Source organism: Pararobbsia silviterrae (genome assembly GCF_003628125.1).
Lineage (GTDB): Bacteria > Pseudomonadota > Gammaproteobacteria > Burkholderiales > Burkholderiaceae > Pararobbsia > Pararobbsia silviterrae.
In genome coordinates this window covers 799,902-823,622 of record NZ_RBZU01000001.1, presented here as the reverse complement: position 1 = coordinate 823,622, position 23,721 = coordinate 799,902, and the positions used below count along the sequence as shown (strand labels likewise).

At 64.5% G+C, this 23,721-nt stretch carries 21 protein-coding genes; 11 read left to right on the top strand and 10 right to left on the bottom strand.

Going from position 1 to position 23,721, the window contains the following annotated elements; translation table 11 throughout:
* Window positions 1–283: 283 nt before the first annotated feature.
* On the bottom strand, window positions 284–778 hold the full coding sequence (locus D7S86_RS03750; protein WP_121083533.1) for a GAF domain-containing protein: 495 nt from the start codon (window positions 776–778) through the stop codon (window positions 284–286).
* A 219-nt stretch (window positions 779–997) separates the two neighbouring features.
* On the opposite strand from D7S86_RS03750, the gene D7S86_RS03745 reads away from it, so the two are divergent.
* The gene (locus D7S86_RS03745; protein ID WP_121083531.1) at window positions 998–1,555 is read left to right on the top strand and encodes a M48 metallopeptidase family protein; all 558 of its coding nucleotides are present in this window, start codon (window positions 998–1,000) and stop codon (window positions 1,553–1,555) included.
* On the opposite strand, the gene D7S86_RS03740 is transcribed toward D7S86_RS03745, so the two are convergent.
* The gene (locus D7S86_RS03740; RefSeq protein ID WP_121083529.1) at window positions 1,543–2,370 is read right to left on the bottom strand and encodes a class I SAM-dependent methyltransferase; all 828 of its coding nucleotides are present in this window, start codon (window positions 2,368–2,370) and stop codon (window positions 1,543–1,545) included. The genes D7S86_RS03745 and D7S86_RS03740 overlap by 13 nt on opposite strands.
* A gap of 326 nt (window positions 2,371–2,696) precedes the next feature.
* On the opposite strand from D7S86_RS03740, the gene D7S86_RS03735 reads away from it, so the two are divergent.
* A complete protein-coding gene (locus D7S86_RS03735) occupies window positions 2,697–4,298 on the top strand; it encodes a peptide chain release factor 3 (protein WP_121083527.1) in 1,602 nt (533 codons plus the stop codon).
* A 242-nt stretch (window positions 4,299–4,540) separates the two neighbouring features.
* Here D7S86_RS03735 and D7S86_RS03730 read toward each other — a convergent pair whose 3' ends face one another.
* Both D7S86_RS03730 and D7S86_RS03725 read right to left on the bottom strand, forming a co-directional pair.
* On the bottom strand, window positions 4,541–6,166 hold the full coding sequence (locus tag D7S86_RS03730) for a methyl-accepting chemotaxis protein (protein ID WP_276313257.1): 1,626 nt from the start codon (window positions 6,164–6,166) through the stop codon (window positions 4,541–4,543).
* Between the two features lie 231 nt (window positions 6,167–6,397).
* On the bottom strand, window positions 6,398–7,069 hold the full coding sequence (locus D7S86_RS03725; RefSeq protein ID WP_205962736.1) for a TetR/AcrR family transcriptional regulator: 672 nt from the start codon (window positions 7,067–7,069) through the stop codon (window positions 6,398–6,400).
* Window positions 7,070–7,178: 109 nt separating this feature from the next.
* On the opposite strand from D7S86_RS03725, the gene D7S86_RS03720 reads away from it, so the two are divergent.
* Window positions 7,179–7,757 (top strand): hydrolase, encoded by a 579-nt coding sequence (locus D7S86_RS03720; protein WP_121083521.1) that lies wholly within the window; start codon window positions 7,179–7,181, stop codon window positions 7,755–7,757.
* Window positions 7,758–8,040: 283 nt separating this feature from the next.
* Window positions 8,041–8,712: a glutathione S-transferase family protein gene (locus tag D7S86_RS03715; RefSeq protein WP_121084282.1), complete on the top strand. Its 672-nt coding sequence runs from the start codon at window positions 8,041–8,043 to the stop codon at window positions 8,710–8,712.
* A 145-nt stretch (window positions 8,713–8,857) separates the two neighbouring features.
* On the opposite strand, the gene D7S86_RS03710 is transcribed toward D7S86_RS03715, so the two are convergent.
* Window positions 8,858–9,820, bottom strand: a complete 963-nt coding sequence (locus D7S86_RS03710; protein WP_158601851.1) for a S1/P1 nuclease — start codon at window positions 9,818–9,820, stop codon at window positions 8,858–8,860.
* 560 nt (window positions 9,821–10,380) lie between these two features.
* Here D7S86_RS03710 and D7S86_RS03705 point away from each other — a divergent pair.
* A complete protein-coding gene (locus D7S86_RS03705) occupies window positions 10,381–10,740 on the top strand; it encodes a hypothetical protein (RefSeq protein ID WP_121083517.1) in 360 nt (119 codons plus the stop codon).
* A 261-nt stretch (window positions 10,741–11,001) separates the two neighbouring features.
* On the opposite strand, the gene D7S86_RS03700 is transcribed toward D7S86_RS03705, so the two are convergent.
* A complete protein-coding gene (locus D7S86_RS03700; protein WP_121083515.1) occupies window positions 11,002–13,497 on the bottom strand; it encodes a glycogen/starch/alpha-glucan phosphorylase in 2,496 nt (831 codons plus the stop codon).
* Between the two features lie 424 nt (window positions 13,498–13,921).
* Between D7S86_RS03700 and D7S86_RS29425 the strand changes: the two genes are divergently transcribed.
* Both D7S86_RS29425 and D7S86_RS03685 read left to right on the top strand, forming a co-directional pair.
* The gene (locus D7S86_RS29425) at window positions 13,922–14,458 is read left to right on the top strand and encodes a Spy/CpxP family protein refolding chaperone (RefSeq protein ID WP_158601850.1); all 537 of its coding nucleotides are present in this window, start codon (window positions 13,922–13,924) and stop codon (window positions 14,456–14,458) included.
* Window positions 14,459–14,639: 181 nt separating this feature from the next.
* Entirely contained in the window at window positions 14,640–14,921 is a 282-nt protein-coding gene (locus D7S86_RS03685; protein WP_121083509.1) for a hypothetical protein, read from the top strand.
* 176 nt (window positions 14,922–15,097) lie between these two features.
* Here D7S86_RS03685 and D7S86_RS03680 read toward each other — a convergent pair whose 3' ends face one another.
* Entirely contained in the window at window positions 15,098–15,715 is a 618-nt protein-coding gene (locus tag D7S86_RS03680; RefSeq protein ID WP_121083507.1) for a response regulator transcription factor, read from the bottom strand.
* 527 nt (window positions 15,716–16,242) lie between these two features.
* On the opposite strand from D7S86_RS03680, the gene D7S86_RS03675 reads away from it, so the two are divergent.
* From D7S86_RS03675 to D7S86_RS03660, 4 genes are all read left to right on the top strand, one after another.
* Complete coding sequence (locus D7S86_RS03675; protein ID WP_121083505.1) at window positions 16,243–17,415, top strand: MFS transporter; 1,173 nt, start codon at window positions 16,243–16,245, stop codon at window positions 17,413–17,415.
* A 261-nt stretch (window positions 17,416–17,676) separates the two neighbouring features.
* Window positions 17,677–18,522 (top strand): EAL domain-containing protein, encoded by an 846-nt coding sequence (locus tag D7S86_RS03670; protein WP_121084280.1) that lies wholly within the window; start codon window positions 17,677–17,679, stop codon window positions 18,520–18,522.
* A 313-nt stretch (window positions 18,523–18,835) separates the two neighbouring features.
* Window positions 18,836–19,921: a BMP family ABC transporter substrate-binding protein gene (locus tag D7S86_RS03665; protein ID WP_121083504.1), complete on the top strand. Its 1,086-nt coding sequence runs from the start codon at window positions 18,836–18,838 to the stop codon at window positions 19,919–19,921.
* A gap of 535 nt (window positions 19,922–20,456) precedes the next feature.
* A complete protein-coding gene (locus D7S86_RS03660; protein ID WP_166444089.1) occupies window positions 20,457–21,629 on the top strand; it encodes an AGE family epimerase/isomerase in 1,173 nt (390 codons plus the stop codon).
* Window positions 21,630–21,762: 133 nt separating this feature from the next.
* Here D7S86_RS03660 and D7S86_RS03655 read toward each other — a convergent pair whose 3' ends face one another.
* Genes D7S86_RS03655 through D7S86_RS03645 form a run of 3 tightly spaced genes read right to left on the bottom strand, consistent with a single transcriptional unit; the run spans window position 21,763 to window position 23,720 of the window.
* Entirely contained in the window at window positions 21,763–22,686 is a 924-nt protein-coding gene (locus D7S86_RS03655; protein ID WP_338069147.1) for a carbohydrate kinase family protein, read from the bottom strand.
* Between the two features lie 32 nt (window positions 22,687–22,718).
* Window positions 22,719–22,895, bottom strand: coding sequence for a hypothetical protein (locus tag D7S86_RS29420; protein ID WP_158601849.1), 177 nt, complete (start codon window positions 22,893–22,895; stop codon window positions 22,719–22,721).
* A 36-nt stretch (window positions 22,896–22,931) separates the two neighbouring features.
* The gene (locus D7S86_RS03645; protein WP_121083498.1) at window positions 22,932–23,720 is read right to left on the bottom strand and encodes a metal ABC transporter permease; all 789 of its coding nucleotides are present in this window, start codon (window positions 23,718–23,720) and stop codon (window positions 22,932–22,934) included.
* Between the last annotated feature and the right edge of the window lies 1 nt (window position 23,721).

The following is a 23,721-nucleotide window of genomic DNA, read 5'->3' as shown; positions in this document are numbered from 1 at the left end:
TATGGACGCGATCCACCTCGTCCATAAAAAGCTGGCCGCAGGTTACCAACCTAGACATGACAAAACATTTACATAAGCGCGAGGGGTTCGATCGCGTCGCACATCCACAACGACAATGTCACGTGAAACAACGCTCTTCGCTTCTGTCATGAATTTGACATGATTTGTCGCGGTATACCCGAATGAAAAAGGCCTGTGCGGGTGGGGCTTTCAATTGGCTTCAAACTCGGATCGCGATCGCATCATCGAACGCGCATGATTTCGATCTGTGTCCGCGCCTGTTTCAGATGGTCCAGCCGTGCTCGATGAATATCGCGCAAAGCGCTTCCATGCCCGCGCGGTCGTCGTCGTCGAAGCGCGCGACGCGCGGACTGTCGGCGTCCCAGACGCCGATCAGCGTGCCATCGCCCGCGATCAGCGGCACGACGATTTCGGATTGCGACGCGGCATCGCAAGCGATATGGCCGGGGAAATCATGCACGTCGCGCACGACTTGCGTTTCGCGCGTGCGCGCCGCGGTGCCGCATACGCCGCGTCCGAGCGCGATGCGCACGCACGCGGGCTTGCCTTGAAACGGGCCGACGACAAGCTCGGTGCCGTCGAACAGATAGAACCCCGCCCAATTGAGGTCGGGCAGACTGTGGAAGATCAGCGCCGAGAAATTGGCCGCGTTCGCGATGCGATCGGTTTCATCGACGAGCAGCGCACGCGCCTGTTCGACGAGTTCGGCATAGCGCGCGGGCTTGGACAGGCTTGAATCGATCGTGGCGGAAAACATCTCGGGCAGCGGTATCCAGGCAGAGGAATAGGCAAGGTCGCATCTTACAGCGCGGCAGCATGAGACGTTAGAGACGTTTGGGACATCCTAGACGTCCGGGCCGCTCATGCGTCATTGCAGGCATACTCTCGGACGTGTCCGGACGCGACGACCGTCGCCCCGCCCCGCAGCAAGAACGTGCGCGCGACCCCGCGCACCCCGGAGCGACCGCAAAGCCCCATGCAGCACCTCAAATACCTCGGCGCCTATCCGTCGAATCTGCTCGATCAGGTCCGCGCGATGATTCGCGACGACCGGCTCGGCGTCTACCTCGAGAAAAAATATCCTCAGCGGCACGCCGTCCAGACCGACAAGGCGCTCTATCAGTACACGAACGATCTACGGCTGCAGTTCCTGCGCGGCGCGCCGATGATCGACAAGGTGCTGTACGACGCGAAACTCGACGTGCTGCACAACGCGCTCGGCCACCATCGCGCGATCTCGCGCGTGCACGGCAACAAGATCACGGCGCGCAAGGAAATCCGGATCGCCTCGCTGTTCAAGGACACGCCGCGCGAATTCCTCGAAATGATCGTCGTGCACGAGCTCGCGCACCTCAAGGAAAGCGAGCACAACAAGGCTTTTTACCGGCTCTGCGAGCACATGCAGCCCGGTTATGCGCAAATCGAGTTCGATTTGCGGCTCTATCTCACGCATCGCGATATGCTGCGCGAACGCGAAAAAACACACGCGCCGAACGTGCCTGACGCGGATTCACACGCGACTCAATCGACGTAGAACCGCTCCCGCATTTCCTCGAGCGCGAGCGTCTGAAGGATCTCGTGCATGCGATCGGCCGGGCGCTTGCGCGGCAAGTCCTTGAAGGTCGCGATGATCAGTTCGTTCTTCATCGAATGCTCCCATCCGACGAGTTCGGTCACCGTGACCTGATAGCCGTGCGCTTCGAGCTGCAGGCAGCGCAGGACGTTCGTGATCTGGCTGCCGAATTCGCGCGTATGAATCGGGTGCCGCCAGAGTTCGGTCAGTGCGCTGCGTCCGAGCGCCTGTTGCTTGTTCTTGCGCAGCACCGCGGCGACCTCGGCCTGGCAGCACGGCACGAGCACGATGTGGCGCGCCTTTTTCTCGAGCGCGAAGCGGATCGCATCGTCGGTCGCGGTATTGCACGCATGCAGGGCCGTCACGATATCGACCGTCGCGGGCAACGCATCCGAGGCGATCGACTCGGCGACCGACAGATTCAGAAACGTCATGCCCGGAAACGCGAGGCGTTGCGCGAGTTCGCGCGACTGCGTGACGAGTTCATCGCGCGTTTCGATGCCGTAGATCGCGGGTCCCGCGGGCAGCGACTTGAAGAACAGATCGTAGAGAATGAAGCCGAGATACGACTTGCCCGCGCCATGATCGACCAGCGTCAGATCGGGATGCTCGGCGCGCGCGGACTCGAGCAGGGGCTCGATGAACTGGTACAGGTGATAGACCTGCTTGAGCTTGCGGCGGCTATCCTGGTTCATCTTCCCGTCGCGCGTCAGGATATGAAGCGCCTTGAGCAGCTCGATCGACTGACCGGGCTTGATTTCGGGGGGCGTAGACATGATCGGACCTCGATGCGCGCACGCCGGCGTGCGGCGTGCGGTGAATTCAACTCGACCCGCGGCGGGCGACAGGCGCGCGAGACTCGGCGGGTCGGGGGCCGATCATAACAAGTTCCGATGCGCCGCGTATCGGAGCGTGCTCAGGAGCGCACGCGGGACCGCACACCGGGCCGCCCTCGATCCGCACGCCGCGCGCGGTCCGGAAGACGCCGCCGCTTACGGGTAAAATGCGCGTTTTCCTGCCGTTTCGCCCCCAGTCGCGCCGCTGCGCGCCGTGGTCCGAGCGACACCGGCACGCCCTTTATTCAACGCATTCGACGGTTTCGATGTCACTTTCAGAAGTTCAACGGCGGCGCACCTTCGCGGTGATTTCTCACCCTGACGCCGGCAAGACGACGCTCACCGAAAAGCTGCTGCTGTTCTCGGGCGCGATCCATATCGCGGGCACCGTCAAGGGCCGCAAGAGCAATCGCTACGCGACCTCCGACTGGATGGAGATCGAAAAGCAGCGCGGGATCTCGGTCGCGAGTTCGGTCATGCAGTTCGAGTACCGCGACGCCGTGATCAATCTGCTCGATACGCCGGGCCACCAGGACTTTTCGGAAGACACATACCGCGTGCTGACCGCGGTCGATGCGGCCGTCATGGTCATCGACGGCGCGAACGGCGTCGAAGAACAGACGCTCAAGCTGCTCGAAGTCTGCCGCAGCCGCAAGACGCCGATCGTCACGTTCATCAACAAGCTCGACCGCGAAGTCCGCGAGCCGCTCGATCTGATCGACGAAATCGAACAGCATCTCGGCGTGTCCGCGATTCCGTTCACCTGGCCCATCGGCATGGGCAAGGATTTCCAGGGCGTCTACGACATCCAGGCCGACCAGGTCCGCGTGTTCCGTCCGGGCGACAGCACGCTCGGCGGCGATGTTCAGACACTCCAGGGTCTCGGCGACGACGAAGGCATCGCGCGCTTCGGCGAACCGTGGCGCAAGGCGAAGGAAGAAGTCGACCTGATCACGGGTGCGACGCCCGCGTTCGACCGCGCGGCGTTTCTCGAGGGCAATCAGTCGCCCGTGCTGTTCGGCTCGGCGATCAACAACTTCGGCGTCAAGGAAATTCTCGACGCGCTGATCGATCTCGCGCCGCCGCCCTCGGGCCGCATGACCGCGCAGCGCGAAGTGTCGCCCGAAGAGCCGAAATTCACGGGCATGGTGTTCAAGGTACAAGCCAATATGGACCTCGCGCACCGCGACCGCGTCGCGTTTATCCGTGTGTGCTCGGGCCATTTCGAGCGCGGCATGGCCTTGCGCGTCACGCGTTCGGGCAAGACGTTCCGCGCGAACAACGTCGTCACGTTCCTCTCGCAACGTCGCGAAACGGTCGAGGACGCGTACCCGGGCGACATCATCGGGATTCCGAATCATGGCACGCTGAGTCTCGGCGACACGCTGTCGGAAGGCGAGCCGCTTCAGTTCCTCGGCTTGCCGTTCTTCGCGCCCGAGATCTTCCAGACCGTCGAAGCGAAGGATCCGATGCGCGCGAAGCAGCTCGGCGAAGCGCTCAAGCAACTCGGCGACGAAGGCGCGATCCAGGTCTTCAAGCCGATGGTCGGCGGCATGACCGTGCTCGGCGCGGTCGGCGCGCTGCAGTTCGAAGTCGTCTCTCACCGCCTGTCGAACGAGTACAAGGTCGACGTGCGCATGGCGCCCGCGCGTTTCCGCCTGTCGCGCTGGATCACGGCCGAAGATCCGAGCCGGCTCAAGAAATTCGTCGACTTCTATACGGACCGCCTCGCGCTCGACGCATCCGACGCGCCGACCTTTCTGGCCGGCCATGTCGCCGAAATCAACGCGGCCAAGGAGTCGTGGCCCGACATCACGTTCAACGAACTTCGCGAACATTCGGGCGCGCCGTTCCAGAAGACGCGATAACGCGCGATCACGACGGATCGGCCGCGCACGCGTCGCGCCGCAGGCCGGTCCCTCTCTCAGGGCCCTCTATTCGGAACCCGTCGCTCAGGGCCTCGTCACGCACGGCCCGTCGAGCGCCGCTCGCGCGCGTCGGCGCAACGCCAGGCGAAGCGACGGCGACGGCCTAGACCGGCCCCGGACTGCGCCGCCAGGGGCACGGCGGAATCCGGGTCTGCGGCAATCGCGACTCGGGCAGAACCAGTTCAATAACCGACTGCCGTTCGCAGACCTGTGCCGAACGGTGCTCGCTGTGCCGAATTCTGCGCGGCGCCCGAACCCTGGTTCGAGACGCGGAAGGTGTTGACCGCATCACGCAATTCATTTGCTTGCTCCTCGAGCGATTTAGCAGCCGCGGCGGCCTCTTCGACCATCGCGGCATTCTGCTGGACGGCTTCGTCCATATGGGTGATCGCACGATTGACCTGCTCGATCCCGCTGCTCTGCTCCTCGGATGCAGCGGAAATCTCGCCCATGATGTCGGTCACGCGGCGCACGGCCTGCACGACCGACTCCATGGTCGTGCCGGCCCGTTCGACGAGCGACTCGCCGTCGTGGACCCGCTGGACCGAGCGCTCGATCAATGATTTGATTTCCTTCGCCGCGTCGCCGCTACGGCGCGCGAGCGAACGCACCTCGCTCGCGACGACCGCGAAGCCGCGCCCCTCCTCGCCTGCGCGCGCGGCTTCCACGGCGGCATTGAGCGCCAGAATATTGGTCTGGAACGCGATGCCTTCGATGACCGAGATAATGTCGACGATCTTGTTCGAGCTCGCCGAAATCGTGTGCATCGTCGCGACGACCTCGCGCACAACACCGCCGCCCTCGAGCGCGATCTCGGACGCGTTCGCCGCCATCTGACTGGCCTGACGCGCGTTGTCGGCGTTCTGTTTGACCGTCGCCGTGAGCTGCTCCATGCTCGACGCCGTCTGTTCGAGCGATGCGGCCTGCTGTTCGGTGCGTCCCGAGAGATCGTCGTTCGCGGCCGCGATCTCCTGCGATGCGACCGTGATCGCATCGGTCCCCACGCGAATCCGTGTGATCGTCGAGGCGAGCGTGTGCTGCATTCGGCTCATCGAATAGAGCATCGAGTGTTCGTCGGCGCCCCTGAGCGAGACGGCGCCCGTCAGATCGCCGTCGGCGATCGCTTCGGCGATCGAGCCCGCGTAGTCGGGTTCGCCGCCGAGACTGCGATGCACGCTGCGGATGATCGCGAGCATCGCGCCCGTGATCACGCCGCCGATCACGAGCACCGTGAGCAGATAGCGAATCAGCATCGAATAGAACGCCGCATCGACGTCGTCGAGATACAGCCCCGACTCGACATACCAGTCCCACGGCTTGAACTGTTTGACGAACGTGAGTTTGGGCGCCGAGTGGTTCGCGGTCGTCAGCCGCGCATCGTATTGCACGAAGCCTTCGCCGTTCGCCTGCGCGACCTTGACCATCTCGACGAACATCCGGACGCCCTTGGCGTCCTTGTAATCGGTCACGTCCTTGTTGCGCAGATCGGCGAGCGTCGGATGCATGAGCACCGTCGGATGGGCGTCGGTGATGATGAAGTAGCCGTTGCCGCTGAAGCGCATCGACGCGAGGCGCGCCATCGCCTGCTGCTTCGCGTCGTCGACACTGAGTTCGTTGCGGTCGGCGCGCGCCGCATAGTCGGCGACCAGCGCATAACCGGATTCGACAACCTTGCGGATCGCCGTCTTGCGCTCCTCGAGCATCGATGCGCGCGATTGATAAGCGGCCCAGCTTCCAAGAATGATGAGTCCCACCCACATGACCGCAAGCGCAGACCACAACTTGGCATTCAAGCTCAACCGATTCACCCTGGACCCCTTCGGACATCGTGCTGCGACGTCGGTACTCGGCGGGAGATCACCCGCCGCCGCGCGCTGGATTTCGTCATCACCTGTCCGGTGTAACGGCGCGCCCGGCGAGGGGCTTTAGAACAACCTCGATGAATTTTTTGCGACGTGGACTGAGGAATGGAGGGGCATCGCGACCGTTCGGGCAGGACAGCCACTCAGGCATGGCCACCGCTCGGACGTCGCGACCGCTCAGGCGGGCTGCGAATCGATCCAGTCGTGCAGACAATGCTCGACGAGCCGTTCGAGCTCGACGACAGCGGCCTCGCGATTGGCGAACGCAGTGTCGCCGTTGATCGCGACGGCCGATTTCATCAGATGCTGAACCACGGCCGCCCGCGCTTCCGCGCGCTCGGCGGACTGAGCGGGGGCGAGCGCGAGCAGCACGGCCCCGATCTCGGCGCGCAAACGGCCCCGGATGCTGCCCGAACCCGGCACGCTTCCGTAGCTTTCGGCAAGCATCGCGAACGCCGGATACGCATCGCGAAACCGGATCAGCGTGCGCGTGAGCCGGGCCGCGAAGCCCGCGATCCCATGCGCTTCAAGCGCGGCCGCTTCGGCGCGCAGCGCGTGCATCTGCTCCATCAGCGCGTCGAGATAACGTTGGAGCAGCGCTTGTGCGACCTCGTCCTTCGTCGGAAAGAACTGGTAGAGCGAACCGATCGACGAACCCGCGCGCGCCGCGATCGCCGTCATCGTCGCGGCGTCGTAGCCTTTCTCGGCAAAAACCTGCCCGGCCGCCTCGAGCAGCGCCGCAACGCGTGCACGCCCGCGCTCGCGCTGCGGCGCCTTGGCGCGCGCCGTCGCACCGGGATCGATCGAATCCACCGCATCGACCGGATCGCTTGCATTTTGTGAGGACATACTCATATACTCCAATGCGAGGACTTCCTCACATTTAACCCTGTTTGACCCGCATCCGCCGGAATTCAAGCTTAATTGCCGCCCATTGCCGCGGCCAAGGACCCACTTCATGCAAAGCCTCGATCCTCGCACAACTGCGCTCGTGCTGATTGATCTCCAGCAGGGAATCCTGCCGTTCGCCAAGGGCCCGCGCACCGGAGACGCCGTGCTCGAGACGTCCGCCCGCCTGGCCAAGCGTTTCCGTGAGCGCGGCGCGCTCGTCGTGCTCGTGCGCGTGGGCTGGCACGACGACTTCGCCGACTCGCTCGCGCTGCCCGCCGATCAACCGACGCGCCTCGCGCCCGGCATGCTGCCCGCGAACTGGCTCGACTTTCCGGATGCGCTCGAAGCCGGCGACAAGGATCTTTACATCACGAAGCGCCAATGGGGCGCGTTCCACGGCACCGAACTCGATCTTCAGCTGCGCCGGCGCGGGATTCGGACGATTGTGCTCGGCGGGATCTCGACGAATATCGGCGTCGAATCGACGTCGCGCGTCGCCTACGAGCTCGGCTACGAGCAAGTGCTCGTCGAAGACGCGATGAGCGCGGGCGCGACCGAGCACCACGACGCGTCGGTCAAATTCATCTTCCCTCGCGTGGGATTCGTGCGGCAGGCCGACGAGGTGCTCGCTGCACTCGGCGAGTGATCGACGTACGGTCTGGTCTGCCTAGAGTCGGTGAAGGGGGGGCGCCTCAGCGCCGCTGATCGGCTCGATTTCGCGAGCCGAGCGCGCGAGCGCGCCCACGTACAGGAGCCCGCTCGCACGGCGCCTGATGCACGCCGGATTGGCGGGATCGCGCCGCCGCGCCTCGGCTCGACAGATCAACGAAGCGCTTTACGCGCACGGTGCCGGATCGCGCCACCCGGTCGGCGTCGCGCATGCGCGGCGCGGTAGCATAGAGGCCCCATCCACGAGCGAGCGCGCCGCGATGATCATCGTCCACCATCTGAACAACTCCCGTTCGCAGCGCGTGCTCTGGCTGCTCGAGGAACTCGGTCTCGACTACGAGATCAAGCGCTACCAGCGCGACCCGAAGACGATGCTCGCGCCGCCCGAACTCCGGTCGATCCATCCGCTCGGCAAATCGCCGGTCATCGTCGACGGCGGACTCACGATCGCCGAGTCGGGCGCGATCATCGAATACCTGAGCGACACCTACGGCGAGGGTCGCTTCGTCGCGCCGCGCGGTACGCCCGCATTCCTCAAGATGCGCTACTGGCTCCACTACGCCGAAGGGTCGGCGATGCCGCTGCTCTTGCTCAAGCTCGTCGCCGGACGCATCGGCACGTCGCCGATGCCTTTCTTCGCAAAACCGATCGCGCGCAAGATCGCATCGGGCTTGCAGGATCAGTTCATCGACCCGCAACTTGCCATGCACCTCAAGTACATCGACGGCGAGCTCGCGGCGACCGGATGGTTCGCGGGCGACGCGTTCACGATCGCCGACGTGCAGATGAGCTTTCCGCTCGAAGCGGCCGGCGCGCGCGGCTCCAACCGCGCGCGATTCCCGAACATCTACGCGTTTCTCGATCGCATTCATGCACGCCCGGCCTATCAACGTGCGCTCGAACGCGGCGGCGAATATACGGTGCTGAGTTAGCCGGCGCGCGGTCTCCGGCGATCTCGCGTACGGGTGTCGGCATGCAGACATCGGCGTGCAGGCGTCGGCATGCGCGCTTCGGCATGCAGGATGGCGGGTCGTGGGCTGGCCGCGTGCTACGGCTGCGAGAATCCTGAAGATCGCATCACGACGCCGGGTCATCGGTGCCGAACGCGTCCTCGAGCACGCGCGCGAGCCGCAATCCCGCGCAGGTGAGTTGCTGCGCGACGGCCTCGACCGCGCGCAGCTCGTCGCGCTTGCCAAGACGGTAGCGCGCGCCGTGCCGCGACGCGCGCAGCGGACGATAGGCGAGCGTCCGCGCGATGCCGAACGACGCCCAAGCCCACGCCTCGGGATCGAACGCCGTGCGCGCGATGCACGCGGCGTCCGGGAGCGGCGCCTCGAACGGCGCCGCACCGCCGCGCTCGAGGCGTATCAGCAACGCATCGGCGATCGCGCGCGCATCCGCCTGCCAGTCATGCGCATTGGCCGGCCTATCGCGCGCATCGTGGCCCGTGTCCAGCACATCGCCCAAGCGCTCGACGAGCGCCGTGTCCCAGAGATGATGGAGCGTGTCGGCACGGCCGTGGCGCATCACGACGATCGTTTCGTTACCGCCGCGGTCGCGGTTCGAGATCGTGTGCATCGGCTGATGGATATCGCCGATCAGATGCACGACGAACTGTAACGCGCGCAAACGCCGATGCGCGGGCGCCGACGTATCGGCCAGCTCGCCCCGGAGCGCGATCAGTGCGTCGACGATGCATGCATGCGCGGACTCACCGGATTCGGATGCCGCGGCATCCGTCTCGACGCGTCCGAGGCACGCGGCGCGCAGATCGGGCCGGTACCGGTCGAGATTGACGAAATGCCACGGTTGCGTGATCCGATAGGCGTCGCCGCGTCGGCCCGCGTCGCGATATCGATCGGCCCAGTTCGCCTCGTCGCCGAGATCCTTGGGATCGGCAAGCCCGGACCGATCTGTCGCGAGCAACTGCATGACACGCCGGCGCACCTCGGGCGAGAGCTGGGCATCGGCGATATAGGCAATCGCCGCATGACCCGTGCGGCCCCACCCGTGCGCGGGCAACGCCAGGCTGGCCGACAACGCGAGCGCCGCGATCCGCCATGCCGAGGCGAACGGCAGGCGACCCGCATGGCGGCCGGTCCGCGCGGCGCGCGAACCTCGCCTCCGGCCTATGGCGCGCGTCTGATGTCGGTCGCACGGACGATCCGCGCGGGTCGTCGACGACCGCACGGCACAGCGCATCGCAAACATGATCGGCTCCCGATGTTCAAGCGGTCCCGCAGACTGCTTTCGGAGCAAAAGATCGGCTTGTCCATTGCGCTCAATGCCCGATGATCATGACCCTACATCCGTTATGGAGACTGCGAGCTCGTCGGATTGCCGCGTTCGCGGGGTCCGAACACATGACCTAGATAACCCTATAAAACGTCTGACTTTGACGCAGCCGACTCAACACAACATCGCGCAAACCCTTGTCGCCATTGGATTTTTCGAAACTCAAATCCGTCCGACGGGCGAACCGTGCCAGGCGCTGTTGCGAATTCCTGAACAGTGATTACCAAATTCAAGCATTTATCAAAAGCAATCCGCGCGAGACAATCCGTGCCATAGATCAAAATCAATAGCAATAGGGTCTCGCCATGAATGCCACTCTGTACTGCCCTTACCCCCGCCAGGCGACCAAGCCGGCGAAGGCGAAGCAACGCGCCGAACTGCCGCGCAAGACGCGCGAGCCGGAACCGCAACACCACGATGCACACGAATCGACGCCGTCGCGCCTGATGCTCGCCGTGACCGCGACGCTGCTGATCGCCTTCCTCGGCATCATCAGCGCGATCATGCTCGACGATTCCGTCAAGGGTTCATCGTTCGGCACCGAGCCGGCCGGCGTCTCGACCGATGCGGCGCTGCCCGCGGCCGAAGCCCTCGCCAACTGGCTCGACACCGATCCGGTGGCGCAGAACGCGACGCGCGCGGTGCTTGTCACGTACGCGCACTGAACCGCCTCGATGCCGACGTCTTACGCATGAACGCAGTATCCTGACCACGCACTCAAGCGTGTGCCAGGTTGGGCGTGTGCGAATCGGCCCGTTCCGATGCCACGCTGAAGTCGCCGCAAATCTCCGCCGCTTCCCGCAGTCCACGTAGCCCGCAGTCGTCGAACGCAGTCCGCCGCACACCTCCCCTTAGCGTCGATCACCAGGCCGAACATCGGTCTGCGCGCCGTATTGATTCGGTTCGGGACTCGATTCGGCCCGAGACTAAAGCAGCGGTACCGACACCGGCGAGATCTTCCAGATCTTCCCGGCATACTCGTCGATCGAACGGTCCGACGAGAAGCGTCCCGAACGCGCGACATTGAGTACGGACATGCGCGTCCATCGCGCGACGTCGCGATACGCTTCATCGACTTCGTACTGACACGCCGAATACGACGCGTAATCGGCCGCGAGCATATAGGTGTCATGCGTCAGCAAATGATCGACGATCGGCCGGAACAGCTCCGTATCGCCGCGCGAGAACAACCCGTTGCGGATCAGCTCGACGACCGCGTACAGCTCGGGATTGGACTCGACGACCGCGCGCGGGTCGTAGCCGGCGCGCCGGCGCGCATCGACCTCTTCCGCCGTCATGCCGAACGTGAAGAAGTTCTCGGCGCCGACTTCTTCGCAGATCTCGATGTTCGCGCCGTCCATCGTCCCGATCGTCAAGGCGCCGTTCATCGCGAACTTCATATTGCCGGTGCCCGAGGCCTCCTTGCCCGCCAGCGAGATTTGCTCGGACAGGTCGGCGCCCGGATAGATGCGCTGCCCCGTCGTCACGCTGAAATTCGGCATGAACACGACCTTGAGACGGCCGCGCACCTCGGGGTCGTAATTGATCACGTCGCCGACGGCCGTGATGAGCCGGATCATGAGCTTCGCCATGAAATAACCGGGCGCCGCCTTGCCGCTGAACAGGAACGTGCGCGGCAGGATCTCGGCAGACGGATTCGACTTGAGCCGGTGATACATCGCGATAACCTGCAATACCGCGAGATGCTGGCGCTTGTATTCGTGGATGCGCTTGACCTGCACGTCGAACAGCGAATCGGGATTGACCTCGATGCCCGTGCGCTTCGCGATGAGCTCGGCCAGTTGGACCTTGTTCGCGCGTTTGATCTCGCGCCAGCGCGCGCCGAATGCGGGGTCGTCGGCATACGCTTCGAGTTCGCGTAGACGGTCGAGATCGCGAATCCATCCGTCGCCGATCGTGTCGTGCAGCAGCTCGCTCAAGCGCGGATTCGCGAGCGCGAGCCAGCGCCGCGGCGTGACGCCGTTGGTGACCGAATAGAACTTGTGCGGCCACAGCGCATGAAAGTCGGCGAGCACATCCTTCTTGAGCAGCTCGGAGTGCAGCGTCGCGACACCGTTGATCGCATGGCTGCCGACGCTCGCGAGATGCGCCATGCGCACGTAACGCTCGCCGCTTTCGTCGATCAGCGACAGCGCGCGAACCTTCGCGTCGTCGCCGAGAAACGCGATGCGCACGTCGTGGAGAAAACGATCGTTGATCTCGAAGATGATTTCGAGATGTCGCGGCAGCACGCGCCGGAACAGTTCGAGCGGCCAGCGTTCGAGCGCTTCGGGCAGCAGCGTGTGATTCGTATAGCCGAACGTGCGCGTCGTGATCGACCACGCGTCGTTCCAGGGCAGCACGTAGTCGTCGACGAGGATGCGCATGAGTTCGGCCACGCCGATGGCCGGATGCGTGTCGTTGAGCTGGACCGCGAATTTTTCGTGAAACCGCTCGATCGAGACGCCCTGCCCCTGGAGGATCCGAAACATGTCCTGCAGCGAACACGCGACGAAAAAGTATTGCTGCTCGAGACGCAACTCCTTGCCCTGCGGCGTTTCGTCGTTCGGGTAAAGAATCTTCGACAGGTTCTCCGACGTGACTTTCTTGTTGACGGCGCCCATGTAGTCGCCGCGGTTGAAGATCTCGAAGTCGAACGACTGCGTCGCCTCCGCGCTCCAGAGCCGCAGCGTGTTCGCGGTGTTGACGCGATATCCGAGGATCGGCGAATCGAACGGCACGCCGACAACCGTCTTGGCCGGCACCCAGCGCACGCGATGCCGATCTTCGGCATCGGTATAAGTCTCCGTATAGCCGCCGAGCTTGACCTCGACAGACCACTCGGGCCGGCGGATCTCCCATGGGTTGCCGTAGCGCAGCCAGTTATCGGTGTTCTCGACCTGCCAGCCGTCGCGCAGGGTCTGATAAAAGATACCGTGCTCGTAACGGATCCCGTAGCCGAGCGCGGGCAGTTCGAGCGTCGCGAGCGAGTCGATGAAACAGGCGGCGAGGCGTCCTAGACCGCCGTTGCCGAGGCCCGGCTCGGCTTCCTGGTCGAGCAGGTCGTTGAGGTCGAGGCCGAGCTCGGCAATCGCCTGCCGCACCTCTTCGAGGATGCCGAGGTTGATCAGGTTGTTGCCGAGCGACGGTCCCATCAAGAACTCGGCCGACAAATAGCTGACGGTGCGCGATGCATGATCGGTGTACGCGGTCGCGGTACTGACCCATCGATAAAGCAGACGATCGCGGACGGTGTAGGCGAGCGCGAGGTAGTAGTCCATGTGTGTCGCAACCTGCAGGAATTTGCCCTGGGTGTAGAACAGGTTGTCGAGGAACGCGCGCTTGAAAGAATCCTTGCTCAGCGATGTTCGATCGCTCTCGATGGTGTGCACAAGGTCTGCCGACAATTCGGTAGGGCTCATCAGATCGCTCCTCCACATGACAGGTCAGTGACGGCCGGGGTACCGGCGCATGGTGCCTATCCTAGCGCGTCATATTCCGTAACGTCGAATTTCATCGCGGCTTCGCCCCATCCGGGCCGGGAACCGTAATTGCTTGTTCAAGCACGGTTATTTCGTCAAAGCGTCAAACCAGAGTGCAACACTTGTAACGCCCGTCAACGCGAGAGTCCGTCCGCGCGTCAATGCGCACAAGGGGCGGAAGAATCTTTCGGCTCCGCGACGGTTAGACGCAAATGCGGTCCTCGCCTGTCAATTCTGCACACGGCATGCAGGCATGCCGGACATGCGAAGACCTAGCGCTTGCGCCAGGCGTCAAACGTCACGCCGTGCGATGGATGCGCGGCATGGCGCACCAATCTTGAAGACCATCCAAGAAGGAGAATCCATGAAACTGGTACTCGCAACTCTCGCCGCCGCCACCTCGCTGGCATGTGCATCAGGCGCCTACGCGCAAGCGGCCGCGAGCGCGCCGGCCCCGGCATCGGCTGCCACCGCTGCCAAGGTCGCGAAGTTCGATCAGAAGGCCGACGCGCGCCTCGAGGACCGGATCAAGGACCTGCACGCGAAGCTGCAGATCAAGCCGGACCAGGAAGCGCTCTTCGGCAAGCTCGCGGACACGATGCGTTCGAATGCGCAGCATATGCGCGAACTCTATGAACAGCGCATGACGCAGACCGACACGTTCACGGCGATCGACGATCTCAAGTCGTACGGCGATCTGGCCCAGGCCCACGCCGACAGCATCAAGAACCTCGAAGCCTCATTCGAACCGCTGTACGCCGCGTTGTCCGACACGCAGAAGAAAGCGGCCGACGTCGAGTTCCGCCATACCGGCCAACCGCACCCGGGTGGCAAGCCCCCGCGTCACCATCCGAAGCCGCAAGCGGCGCCGGCCGACGCCGCCTCGGCAGCGGGCAAGTAACGCAGCCGCCGCCACGCGCGCCGCGTGATGCGGTCGATCGGGCCCCGGTCGGATTCGATACGCGGCTCGAACAGAATCATTGCGCCCGGACGAGACGGATTCAGGATGCGCCACTGCGCGAAAGCGCGGCAGCGCGCACCCCGCAAGGCCTCTTGTCCGGGCAAGCACAAGGAGATCGATCATGAAGAAATGGATAGTGCTCACCGCGCTCGGCGCGATGGCGGCCGGCGCGAGCTTCGCCGCCTCGGCGCGCGTCGACCTGAGCATCGGCATCGGCTTGCCGGGCGTCGTTGCCGCGCCGCCGCCCGTCGTCTACGCACCGCCCGTCTATGCGCCGCCGCCGCCGGTCGTCTACTACGGCGGCGACCGCTGGCATCGGCCGCCGCCCCCGCCGCCGCGCGGATACTACGGTCACGGCCCCCATGGCCCGCACGGCCCCCACGGCAACGACTACCGTCGCTAAGTCGTGACACGACGCGCGGCGAGCGCCGGACGCGTCATCCGCGCGTCGAGCCTCGCCGCGGCGTCCACGTCAATCCGTGCGCCCGGCGAGCACATATCCGGGCCGAGCGCGTCGGTCGCATCCGCCGCTTCAGCCGCTTCAGCCGCCCGCGTCGATCCCGTACCGCCGGGCGTGCGTCAGTCGATCAGTTGATTCGCGCGCGAGAACTCCGTCAATTCGAACACGGACCGGACCTCGAGCTTCTTCATCAACCGCATCTTGTAGGTGCTGACTGTCTTGTCGCTGATCAACAGCCGGTTCGCGATGTCCTTGTTGTTGAACCCGCGCGAGACATAGCGCAGGACCTCAAGCTCACGCTGCGATAGACCGCGCAGGCGTCGATCCTTGTCGCCGACCCGGTATTCGTAGATGCTTTGCGAGAAGCACTGATAGCCGGACATCACGATCCGCATCGACGTCACGACTTCCTTGACGTCGCGCAACTTGCTCACGAAACCGTTTGCTCCCGCGGCCCGTACGCGCGTGCCCATCACGCGTTCATCCTTCGCGGACAGGACGAGGATCGGCAGCCGGCTGCCCTGCGAACGCAGGCGCTCGAGCACCGACAAGCCGTCGAGCTTCGGCAATTCGAGATCGAGCACCATCAGGTCGGGACGGCAATGCGCGACGAGCCGCAACGCCTCCTCGCCATCCGGCGCCTGTCCGACGATGGCGAATTCGCCACTGCGCTCGAGCTCGCCCGCGAGCGTCATTCGGATAATGGGATGGTCGTCTACGATGATGATTCGCTTCATTCGGTTCTAGTCCTATTCCCTGTTCGATGTCGGATCCCGGCGCGCGTCGCCGCTGCGCGCGCAACACGCTCGGGCGTCGCATGCCGGTCCCGTCGTGCCGTCGAAGGCCCGGAATTCGTCCATCCGAATTACCAAGACGATTCCTAAGACTTAAGGCAGGATGATTTTTTGCTCTGCGGCCCCCGACACCTTGAACAGCACACGCCGCTTCCAGGCTCAGTTCAATCCGACGTGTTGAGCGCGGATGCCGATTCACGGGCCGGTCAGAATCCAGCCGACTAAGGATCGTCTTAGCTAAATTAGGGCACTTGTCTAATTTGATTACGCGCACTGTCGGCCGCGCTCGCCGACGAGCCGTCCGATCGCCCCGCACGGCCCTGTTGACATTGCGCCACGCTTGTCGCGGCGTCGCAGCATTGGGAAGGCAAACGTTTAACTGATCCCGTAGAATCGAGTCCGACGCGCCTCGCCGCGTCCGGCCCGATGTCCGCACGTCTGCGGGCGGCCGCCCTCCCCTGGTTTCTGTCATGCCGCTCGCTCTGTTTGCCCTTGCCATCGCCGCTTTCGGAGTCGGCACGTCGGAGTTCGTCGTCATGGGGCTGCTGCCTGATGTCGCGCGGGACCTCGGGGTCTCCATTCCGTCGGCGGGGATGCTCGTCACCGGTTACGCGCTCGGCGTCACGATCGGCGCCCCGATCGTCGCGATGGCCACGGCGAATGTGGCGCGCAAACGCGCGCTGATGGGCCTGATCGGCGTGTTCATCGTCGGTAACGCGCTCTGCGCGATCGCGCCGAACTACACGATTCTGATGATCGCGCGCATCGTGACCGCATTCGGTCACGGCGCGTTTTTCGGTATTGGATCCGTGGTCGCGGCGAGCCTCGTCGCACCGAACCGGCGCGCCCAGGCCGTCGCGCTGATGTTCACGGGGCTGACGCTCGCGAACGTGCTCGGCGTGCCGCTCGGCACGGCGCTCGGGCAGATCGCCGGCTGGCGCGCGCCGTTCTGGGTCGTCAGCGCCATCGCGCTCGTCGCGGCCGGCGCGGTCGCGCGCTGGGTGCCCTCGAACATCGAAATGCAGCGCACGAGCCTCGCGCGCGAATTCCGCGTGCTCCGCGATCCCCAGGTGCTCATGGCGCTCGGCGGCAGCGCGCTCGCGTCCGCGAGCCTGTTCTCGGTCTTCACCTACATCACGCCGATCCTCGAAGACATCGCCGGACTCGCGCCACATGCCGTCACGCTGGCCTTGCTGACGTTCGGTCTCGGGCTGACCGCGGGCAGCACGCTCGGCGGGCGGCTCGCCGATTGGCGCCTGATGCCGTCGCTGCTGGCGTTCCTCGGGGCGACCGCGGTCGTGCAGCTCGTCTTCACGGTCACCATGCACGACCCGCTCGCGGCGGTGATGACCCTGTTCCTCTGGGGCGTGTTCGCGTTCGCGATCGTGCCGCCGCTCCAACTGCGCATCGTCGACAAGGCCGACGACGCACCGAATCTCGCGGCCACGCTCAACCAAGGTGCATTCAATCTCGGGAATGCGACCGGCGCCTGGCTCGGCGGCACCGCGATCTCGGCGGGCGTCGCGCTGACGAAGCTGCCCTGGGTCGGCGTCGTCTGCGCGCTGCTGTCGCTCGGCGTCATGGCCGCGTCGGCCATGCTCGAACGCCGCGGCGTGTCGGGCGCGGCGTCGAGCGCGTCCTGAGACAGTCCCGTCCGCGCGCGTTCGCCGCGCGGACATCCGGCTCGGAGATCCTCGTTTACCCTCAAACCTCGCGCATTTCGTATTGACCGCTTCTTGCTGCAATGCGATTGGGGATAACGTGGTTCTTTGCTCTTCGCCGGGCGCCTCATGTCGTTCGGATGCGGCGGCGCTGAAGCTTATCTGTATTCATTTGCGGCAAACGTGCGCGGCGCTGCTACGATCGACCGGCGTGTCCCGCATTCGCGCCCTCGACGCAAGTCCATGACGATCCATTCCATCCGCGAGTTACTCGAGCTTGCCGCCTCGCATCCGCAATTGGCCGGCGCACTCCACGAGGGCGAGGATGGGATCGTCGCGCGGTCCCAGGGCGTCGAACTCTGCAGCGAGTACCTCGCGATCTACGACCTCGCGTCGTATGCGTCCTCGGGTGCGCCCGCGATGTCGGGCGTCGGCGAATTCGGCGACGAAGTCGGCTTCGAAGCCAAGCTTCGCGCTCGCGATCTCACGACGGGCAAAGTGCTGTCGCTTGCCGATCTGTTCGCGACGATCCGCGACGACCAGCAGCTCGTCGCGCTCGACCGGCTCGCGCGCGCGCTTCATGCGATCAACTTCTTCGGCACGCACCGCAACGGACTCCTGTTCCTCAATGTCCACGAACGGCTGCTCAAGAGCGTGCGCTACGACCACGGCCGGTATTTCTCGCTCGTGCTGCTGTCGTTCGGTTTGAATCCGGGACGCATCGTCATCGAGATTCCCGAAGCCGCGTCGGCCCATCGGACGTTCCTCGGATACCTGACCAAGAGCTATCAGAGCTATGGATTCAAGGTCGCAGGCAATCTCTCGAATGCGGGGCAGATCCTGTCGGCCGCCGAAAGCCGGCTCGACTTCGTCAAGATCGATTCGAGCGCGGCGATCCGCGACTCGATGGTCAAGCCGCTCGTCGGCTATGCGAACCGCCTCAAGGTGCCGCTGATCTTCAAGCGCATCCGCGACGACGCTCAATTCCGCATGCTGCGCCAGTACGACGTCCGCTATGTCGAAGGCGACTACCTGACGGCGCTCGCGACCAACGATCACGGCCCGCACGATCTCAGCGAGTGGTTGTAGACGCGCGAAGCAGTCCATCGCCCGTGCCCGATGTGCGGACACGGCAGCGCACACCGCGCTGTCCTCGGCGACGCCGCGCCCCATTCGGGTTAGTCCGCTTGGCGAGACCGCTTTGCCTCAGCAAACTGGAGCCCGCGCCGGGCACGATGACCGATCCCTTTATCCGCCAAGTCATATAGACGGAATAGGATGGCATGGCCCGCACCTTGCTTTGCCCTACGCGCTGGCCGCGGGCCGGTTGCATCGCGGGGACGACGGGGCGATGCGAGCGATTCCGCGACCACTGGACTCATACACTCGACCGGAGATCGGCATGACAAGAAAGCTGCACAAGTTGCTCGGGGCCTTGACGGCCGCATTCACGCTCGGCGCGCTCGCGCCGGTTGCGAGCGCCGCGCCCGTGGGCGTCGCGTTCGTCTATCTCGGCAACCCGGGCGACGCAGGCTGGACCTACGCGCACGAACAGGGCGTCAAGGAAGTCGAGCAGAAGTTCGGCGACAAGATCAAGGTCACGCGCGTTGAAAACGTGCCCGAATCGGCCGATTCGGAACGCGTGTTCCGCGATCTCGCGACGAAGGACAACAAGATCATCATCGGCACGAGCTTCGGCTACCAGGACTTCGAGCTCAAGGTCGCGCAAGACTTCCCCGATTCGGTCTTCCTGCACGCGACCGGCTTCAAGAAGGCGCCGAACTTCGGCACGTACGACGTGCGGACCTACCAGATCGCCTATCTCGCCGGCATCGCGGCGGGCTATACGACGAAGTCGAACACGCTGGGCTTCGTCGCATCGGTCCCGGTGCCTGAGGTCGTGCGCAACATCAACGCGTTCACGCTCGGCGCGCGCTCGGTCAATCCGAAGATCACGACGAAGGTCGTCTGGATCAACAGCTGGTTCGATCCGGGCAAGGAAAAGCAAGCGGCTGAAACGCTGATCGGCCAGGGCGCCGACGTGCTGATCCAGAACACCGATTCGACGGCGACGATCCAAACCGCCGAAGAGAAGAAGGTCCACGCGATCGGCTGGGATTCGGACATGAAGAAGTTCGGTCCGAACGCACAAATCGGTGCCTGCGTGAGCCACTGGGGCGTCTACTACGCGTGGGCGATCGATCAGGTGCTCAGCGGCAAGTGGAAGAACACGCCGGTCTGGTGGGGTCTCAAGGAAAAGGCGCTCGACTTCGAGGACATCAATACGGATGCCGTCTCGTCGACCGCGCAGAAGGCGATCAGCGACAAGCGTACGGAAATCGCCGCCGGCAAGTTCGATCCGTTCGCGGGCCCGATCAAGGATCAGTCCGGCGCGATCAAGATCGCCAAGGGCGCGACGCTGGCCGATCCTGACCTCCAGCGTCTGAACTGGTTCGTCGAAGGCGTCGACGGTTCGATTCCGAAGTAAATCCGCAGGCGGCGCACCTTCCTGGCGAGGTGTGCGCCCGGCCCGCGACGGGGCGTCGTTCGACCGACGCCCCATTTTCGATCATCGAGCGCCACCCGTCAGCGTGGCTGCGCCGCATTACAGCACCACGATGGTGCTTATATGCCCTTTACGCGCGCACGTCGCACCGTTCCGGGTCGACTCCCCGTTCGAGCCGTACGGGCACACCGACTCACCGCCTCCTCGCCCGCGCTTCCCCCGATCCCTTTGCACCCTCGCCGCTGCGCGAGATCCGTTCGGCCCGTCGACAGGGCGATTTCGACGTCCAAGCGCCTCGAAGGCGGCACGCGGTCGTCGTGGGGCCGCCGACGCGCCGTGAATCGCCTGAATCGCCGGCCAGGCAGCGGCACGAACACACTCAACTCCATACGACACCGATCCGCACATGCACGGTGCGCGCGGACACGATGCCCGTGCGTCTGGTTTAGAATGCCCTGCCTCCCGTGTCCCGGATCCGCAGCCGCGGATGCCCTCTTTCCGACGCCGCATAAAGACGATGCCCAACTTCCGCTCCCGTGAATTCCTGATCGACCATATCGCCCATACGATGGCGTTTTACCACCCGGCGTGCATCGATCCGGCGGGCGGATTCTTCCACTTCTTCCGCGACGACGGCAGCATCTACGACCGCAGCACGCGTCACCTCGTCTCGAGCACGCGCTTCGTCTTCAACTATGCGATGGCCTACAAGCAATTCGGCCTCGAGGCCTATCGCGACGGCGTGCGTCACGGCGTCGAATTTCTGCGCAACGCGCATCGCAATCCGCACACCGGCGGATATGCATGGCAACTCAAGGACGGCAAGGTCGAGGACGGCACGAACCACTGCTACGGCCTCGCATTCGTCGTACTCGCATATTCGAAGGCGATCGAAGCCGGTCTCGACGAAGCGCGCGGCTACCTGAACGAAACATGGGATCTCATGGAACGGCACTTCTGGGATCCCGCCCACGGTCTCTACGCCGACGAGGCGACGCCGGATTGGCAGGTCTCGGACTACCGCGGGCAGAACGCGAACATGCATGCGTGCGAAGCCATGCTCGCCGCCTACGAGGCGACGAAGGAATCGCGCTATCTCGAGCGCGCAAAGCAGCTCGCCGACAACATGGTCAACCGCCAGGCCAAGCTCGCCGATGGGCTCGTCTGGGAGCACTACAACAAGGACTGGTCGGTCGATTGGGAATACAACAAGGGCGACCGGACCAACATCTTCCGTCCGTGGGGCTATCAGCCCGGCCACCAGACGGAATGGGCGAAGCTGCTGCTGATTCTCGATCGCCATGCGCCGGCCGACTGGCATCTGGCGCGTGCACGCGAGTTGTTCGATCGCGCCGTCGAACTGTCATGGGACGCGCGTCACGGCGGCCTCGTCTACGGCTTCGACACCGAAGGCAAGTTCTACGACGAAGACAAGTATTTCTGGGTGCAGGCCGAGTCGCTCGCGACCGCCGCGCTGCTCGCGGACCGCACGGGCGACGACGCGTACTGGCAGTGGTACGACAAGCTCTGGGACTATGCGTGGACGCATTTCGTCGACCACCAGTACGGCGCGTGGTACCGGATCCTGACGCCCGATAACCGCAAATACAGCGACGAGAAGAGCCCGGCCGGCAAGGTCGACTATCACACGATGGGCGCGTGCTACGAAGTCCTGAACGTGATCCGGTGACCGGCGCGGCGCCGTGCGGGCCGCCTGGCGCGCCCGCCCATGCGCTGCCCCAACGTTGCATCGTTCCATCCGCGCCGACGGCTTCGATCCGATTCGAAGCGTGCGGCGCGCGAAGCCGAATCCGTACGGCGAACTAGGCCGACACGCCGATCAGCGCCTCGACTTCCGCATGCGTCGGCGCATACGCACCCGTATGCGAGCAGACGACGGCCGCCGTCGCCGCCGCGAATTGCAGATGACGCTGCCAGCCCGCATCGGGCTCCGTCAGCATGCTCGTGATAAAACCGCCGATACACGAATCGCCCGCGCCGACCGTATCGGCCACCGTCACGCGACTCGCGGCTTGCTCGTATTCGCCGTCCGGCGTGTAGAGCGTGATGCCCTCGCTGCCGCGCGTATAGACGATCAATGCCTGCGGCGCGAGCGTACGCAGACGCGCGAGCGACTCGGCGGGCGTCGCATCGGGGTAGATCTTGAGGATGTCTTCGTCGGACAGTTTGATGATGTCCGACAGGCCCGCCATGCGTTCGACGAACGCCGGGAAATCCGGTCCCATCAGATTCCGATAGTTCGGATCGAAGCTGATCTTCGCGCCGTGCGTCTTGAGCATTTCGGCGATCGTGACGAGACGCGCCGCAAGCGGCTGCCGCACGAGGCTGATGCAGCCGAAGTGCGCGATCTCGCACGCGTCGAGCCACCCGTCGGGCAGCTTGCGTTCGTCGAATGCGAGGTCGGCCGTGTCGGTGCCGAGGAAAAAATATTCGGGCGGATTCGCGTTATGCACGATCGCCATGAACGGCGGCTTCTTGACGACTTGCAGGAAGCGCATGTCGAGATTCGCCGCGATCGACTTCTCGACGATTTCCTTGCCGAACAGATCGTCGCTGACCGCGCCGCCCCAGCCCGTGGGCAGACCCAATGTCGCGGCCACGCGCGCGACATTCCAGCACGAGCCTCCGGCCGCGCTTTGCCAGGTGTTCTGGCCGGTGCGCACGAAGTCGGTCAGGGCTTCGCCGAAAACAAGCAGGCGGGGCAAGGCTGCGGCAGTCGTCATCATCGGAACTCTGAATTGCTCGGGTGGGTACGGGGTCACGCGACACGGACGCGTCGTGTAAGCGAGATGATACCAAGCACGCGAGCGCGAGCGCGACGCATCCGCTCGATTGGATCGACGCAGCGCACGTCGGTGAGCGGGTCGATAAGCACGTCGATGAGCGAGTCAGTGAGCGCGCGGGTAAGCACCTCGGCAATCGGATCGGAGAACACGTCTCCGATCCGATTGCCGCGCACGTCAGTCAAGCGTCAGTGCGCACGCCTGAACGGCAGGCTCACGCCATACGCGAGCGCCGACAACAGCGTGATCCAGAAGCTGCTCGGCCAGTCCGTGTAGTACGCGAACGTGATGCCGAACCACGCTTCGGCGAGCGCGAGGATCGCCGCGCAGGCGATGCCCGCCGAGAGGCGCGTCGTCATGTTCTGCGCGGCCGCCGCGGGTCCGACCATCAATGTGAACACGAGCAGCACGCCGACGATCTGCGCGCATTCGGCGACCGCGACCGACACGATCACGAGAAACAGGATCGAGACGCCGCGCAACGACACGCCCTTCGCCTCGGCGAGCTCGGGCTGCAAGGTCGCGAACAGCAAGGGCCGCCCCATCGCCGCGAGCGCGATCACGCAGATCAGACCGAGCACGACAAGCACCGCGAGCGTCTCGCGGCTCACGCCGAGCACATTGCCGAACAACAGCGCGGTGACCTGCGTCGCATACGCGGTATAGAAATGCAGGAACAGCAAACCGAAGCCGAGCGACAACGAGAGGATCATGCCGATCGCGAGATCGCGTCCGGCGAGCCGTTCGCCGAGCGCGCCCATGCCGATGCCCGCGAGGACGGTGAACCCGATCAGCCCCCAGAGCGGCGACACGCCGATCAGCACCGCGCCGGTCGCGCCCGTGAAGCCGACGTGCGACAACGCGTGGCCCGCGAACGTCTGGCCGCGCATGACGAGAAAATAGCCGACGATGCCCGCGAGCACGGCGACGACGCCCGACGCCGCAAACGCGTTGACCATGAAGTCGTATTCAAACATT

Coding starts and splice junctions, on each gene's coding strand:
- D7S86_RS03725 (WP_205962736.1), bottom strand. CDS start 7,069: ATGTCCTCACAAAATGCAAGCGATCCGGTCGATGCGGTGGATTCGATC.
- D7S86_RS03700 (WP_121083515.1), bottom strand. CDS start 13,497: ATGAGCCCTACCGAATTGTCGGCAGACCTTGTGCACACCATCGAGAGC.
- D7S86_RS03740 (WP_121083529.1), bottom strand. CDS start 2,370: ATGTCTACGCCCCCCGAAATCAAGCCCGGTCAGTCGATCGAGCTGCTC.
- D7S86_RS03685 (WP_121083509.1), top strand. CDS start 14,640: ATGAAGAAATGGATAGTGCTCACCGCGCTCGGCGCGATGGCGGCCGGC.
- D7S86_RS03705 (WP_121083517.1), top strand. CDS start 10,381: ATGAATGCCACTCTGTACTGCCCTTACCCCCGCCAGGCGACCAAGCCG.
- D7S86_RS03645 (WP_121083498.1), bottom strand. CDS start 23,720: ATGTTTGAATACGACTTCATGGTCAACGCGTTTGCGGCGTCGGGCGTC.
- D7S86_RS29425 (WP_158601850.1), top strand. CDS start 13,922: ATGAAACTGGTACTCGCAACTCTCGCCGCCGCCACCTCGCTGGCATGT.
- D7S86_RS03745 (WP_121083531.1), top strand. CDS start 998: ATGCAGCACCTCAAATACCTCGGCGCCTATCCGTCGAATCTGCTCGAT.
- D7S86_RS03660 (WP_166444089.1), top strand. CDS start 20,457: ATGCCCAACTTCCGCTCCCGTGAATTCCTGATCGACCATATCGCCCAT.
- D7S86_RS03750 (WP_121083533.1), bottom strand. CDS start 778: ATGTTTTCCGCCACGATCGATTCAAGCCTGTCCAAGCCCGCGCGCTAT.
- D7S86_RS03715 (WP_121084282.1), top strand. CDS start 8,041: ATGATCATCGTCCACCATCTGAACAACTCCCGTTCGCAGCGCGTGCTC.
- D7S86_RS03665 (WP_121083504.1), top strand. CDS start 18,836: ATGACAAGAAAGCTGCACAAGTTGCTCGGGGCCTTGACGGCCGCATTC.
- D7S86_RS03735 (WP_121083527.1), top strand. CDS start 2,697: ATGTCACTTTCAGAAGTTCAACGGCGGCGCACCTTCGCGGTGATTTCT.
- D7S86_RS03675 (WP_121083505.1), top strand. CDS start 16,243: ATGCCGCTCGCTCTGTTTGCCCTTGCCATCGCCGCTTTCGGAGTCGGC.
- D7S86_RS03670 (WP_121084280.1), top strand. CDS start 17,677: ATGACGATCCATTCCATCCGCGAGTTACTCGAGCTTGCCGCCTCGCAT.
- D7S86_RS03655 (WP_338069147.1), bottom strand. CDS start 22,686: ATGATGACGACTGCCGCAGCCTTGCCCCGCCTGCTTGTTTTCGGCGAA.
- D7S86_RS03720 (WP_121083521.1), top strand. CDS start 7,179: ATGCAAAGCCTCGATCCTCGCACAACTGCGCTCGTGCTGATTGATCTC.
- D7S86_RS03680 (WP_121083507.1), bottom strand. CDS start 15,715: ATGAAGCGAATCATCATCGTAGACGACCATCCCATTATCCGAATGACG.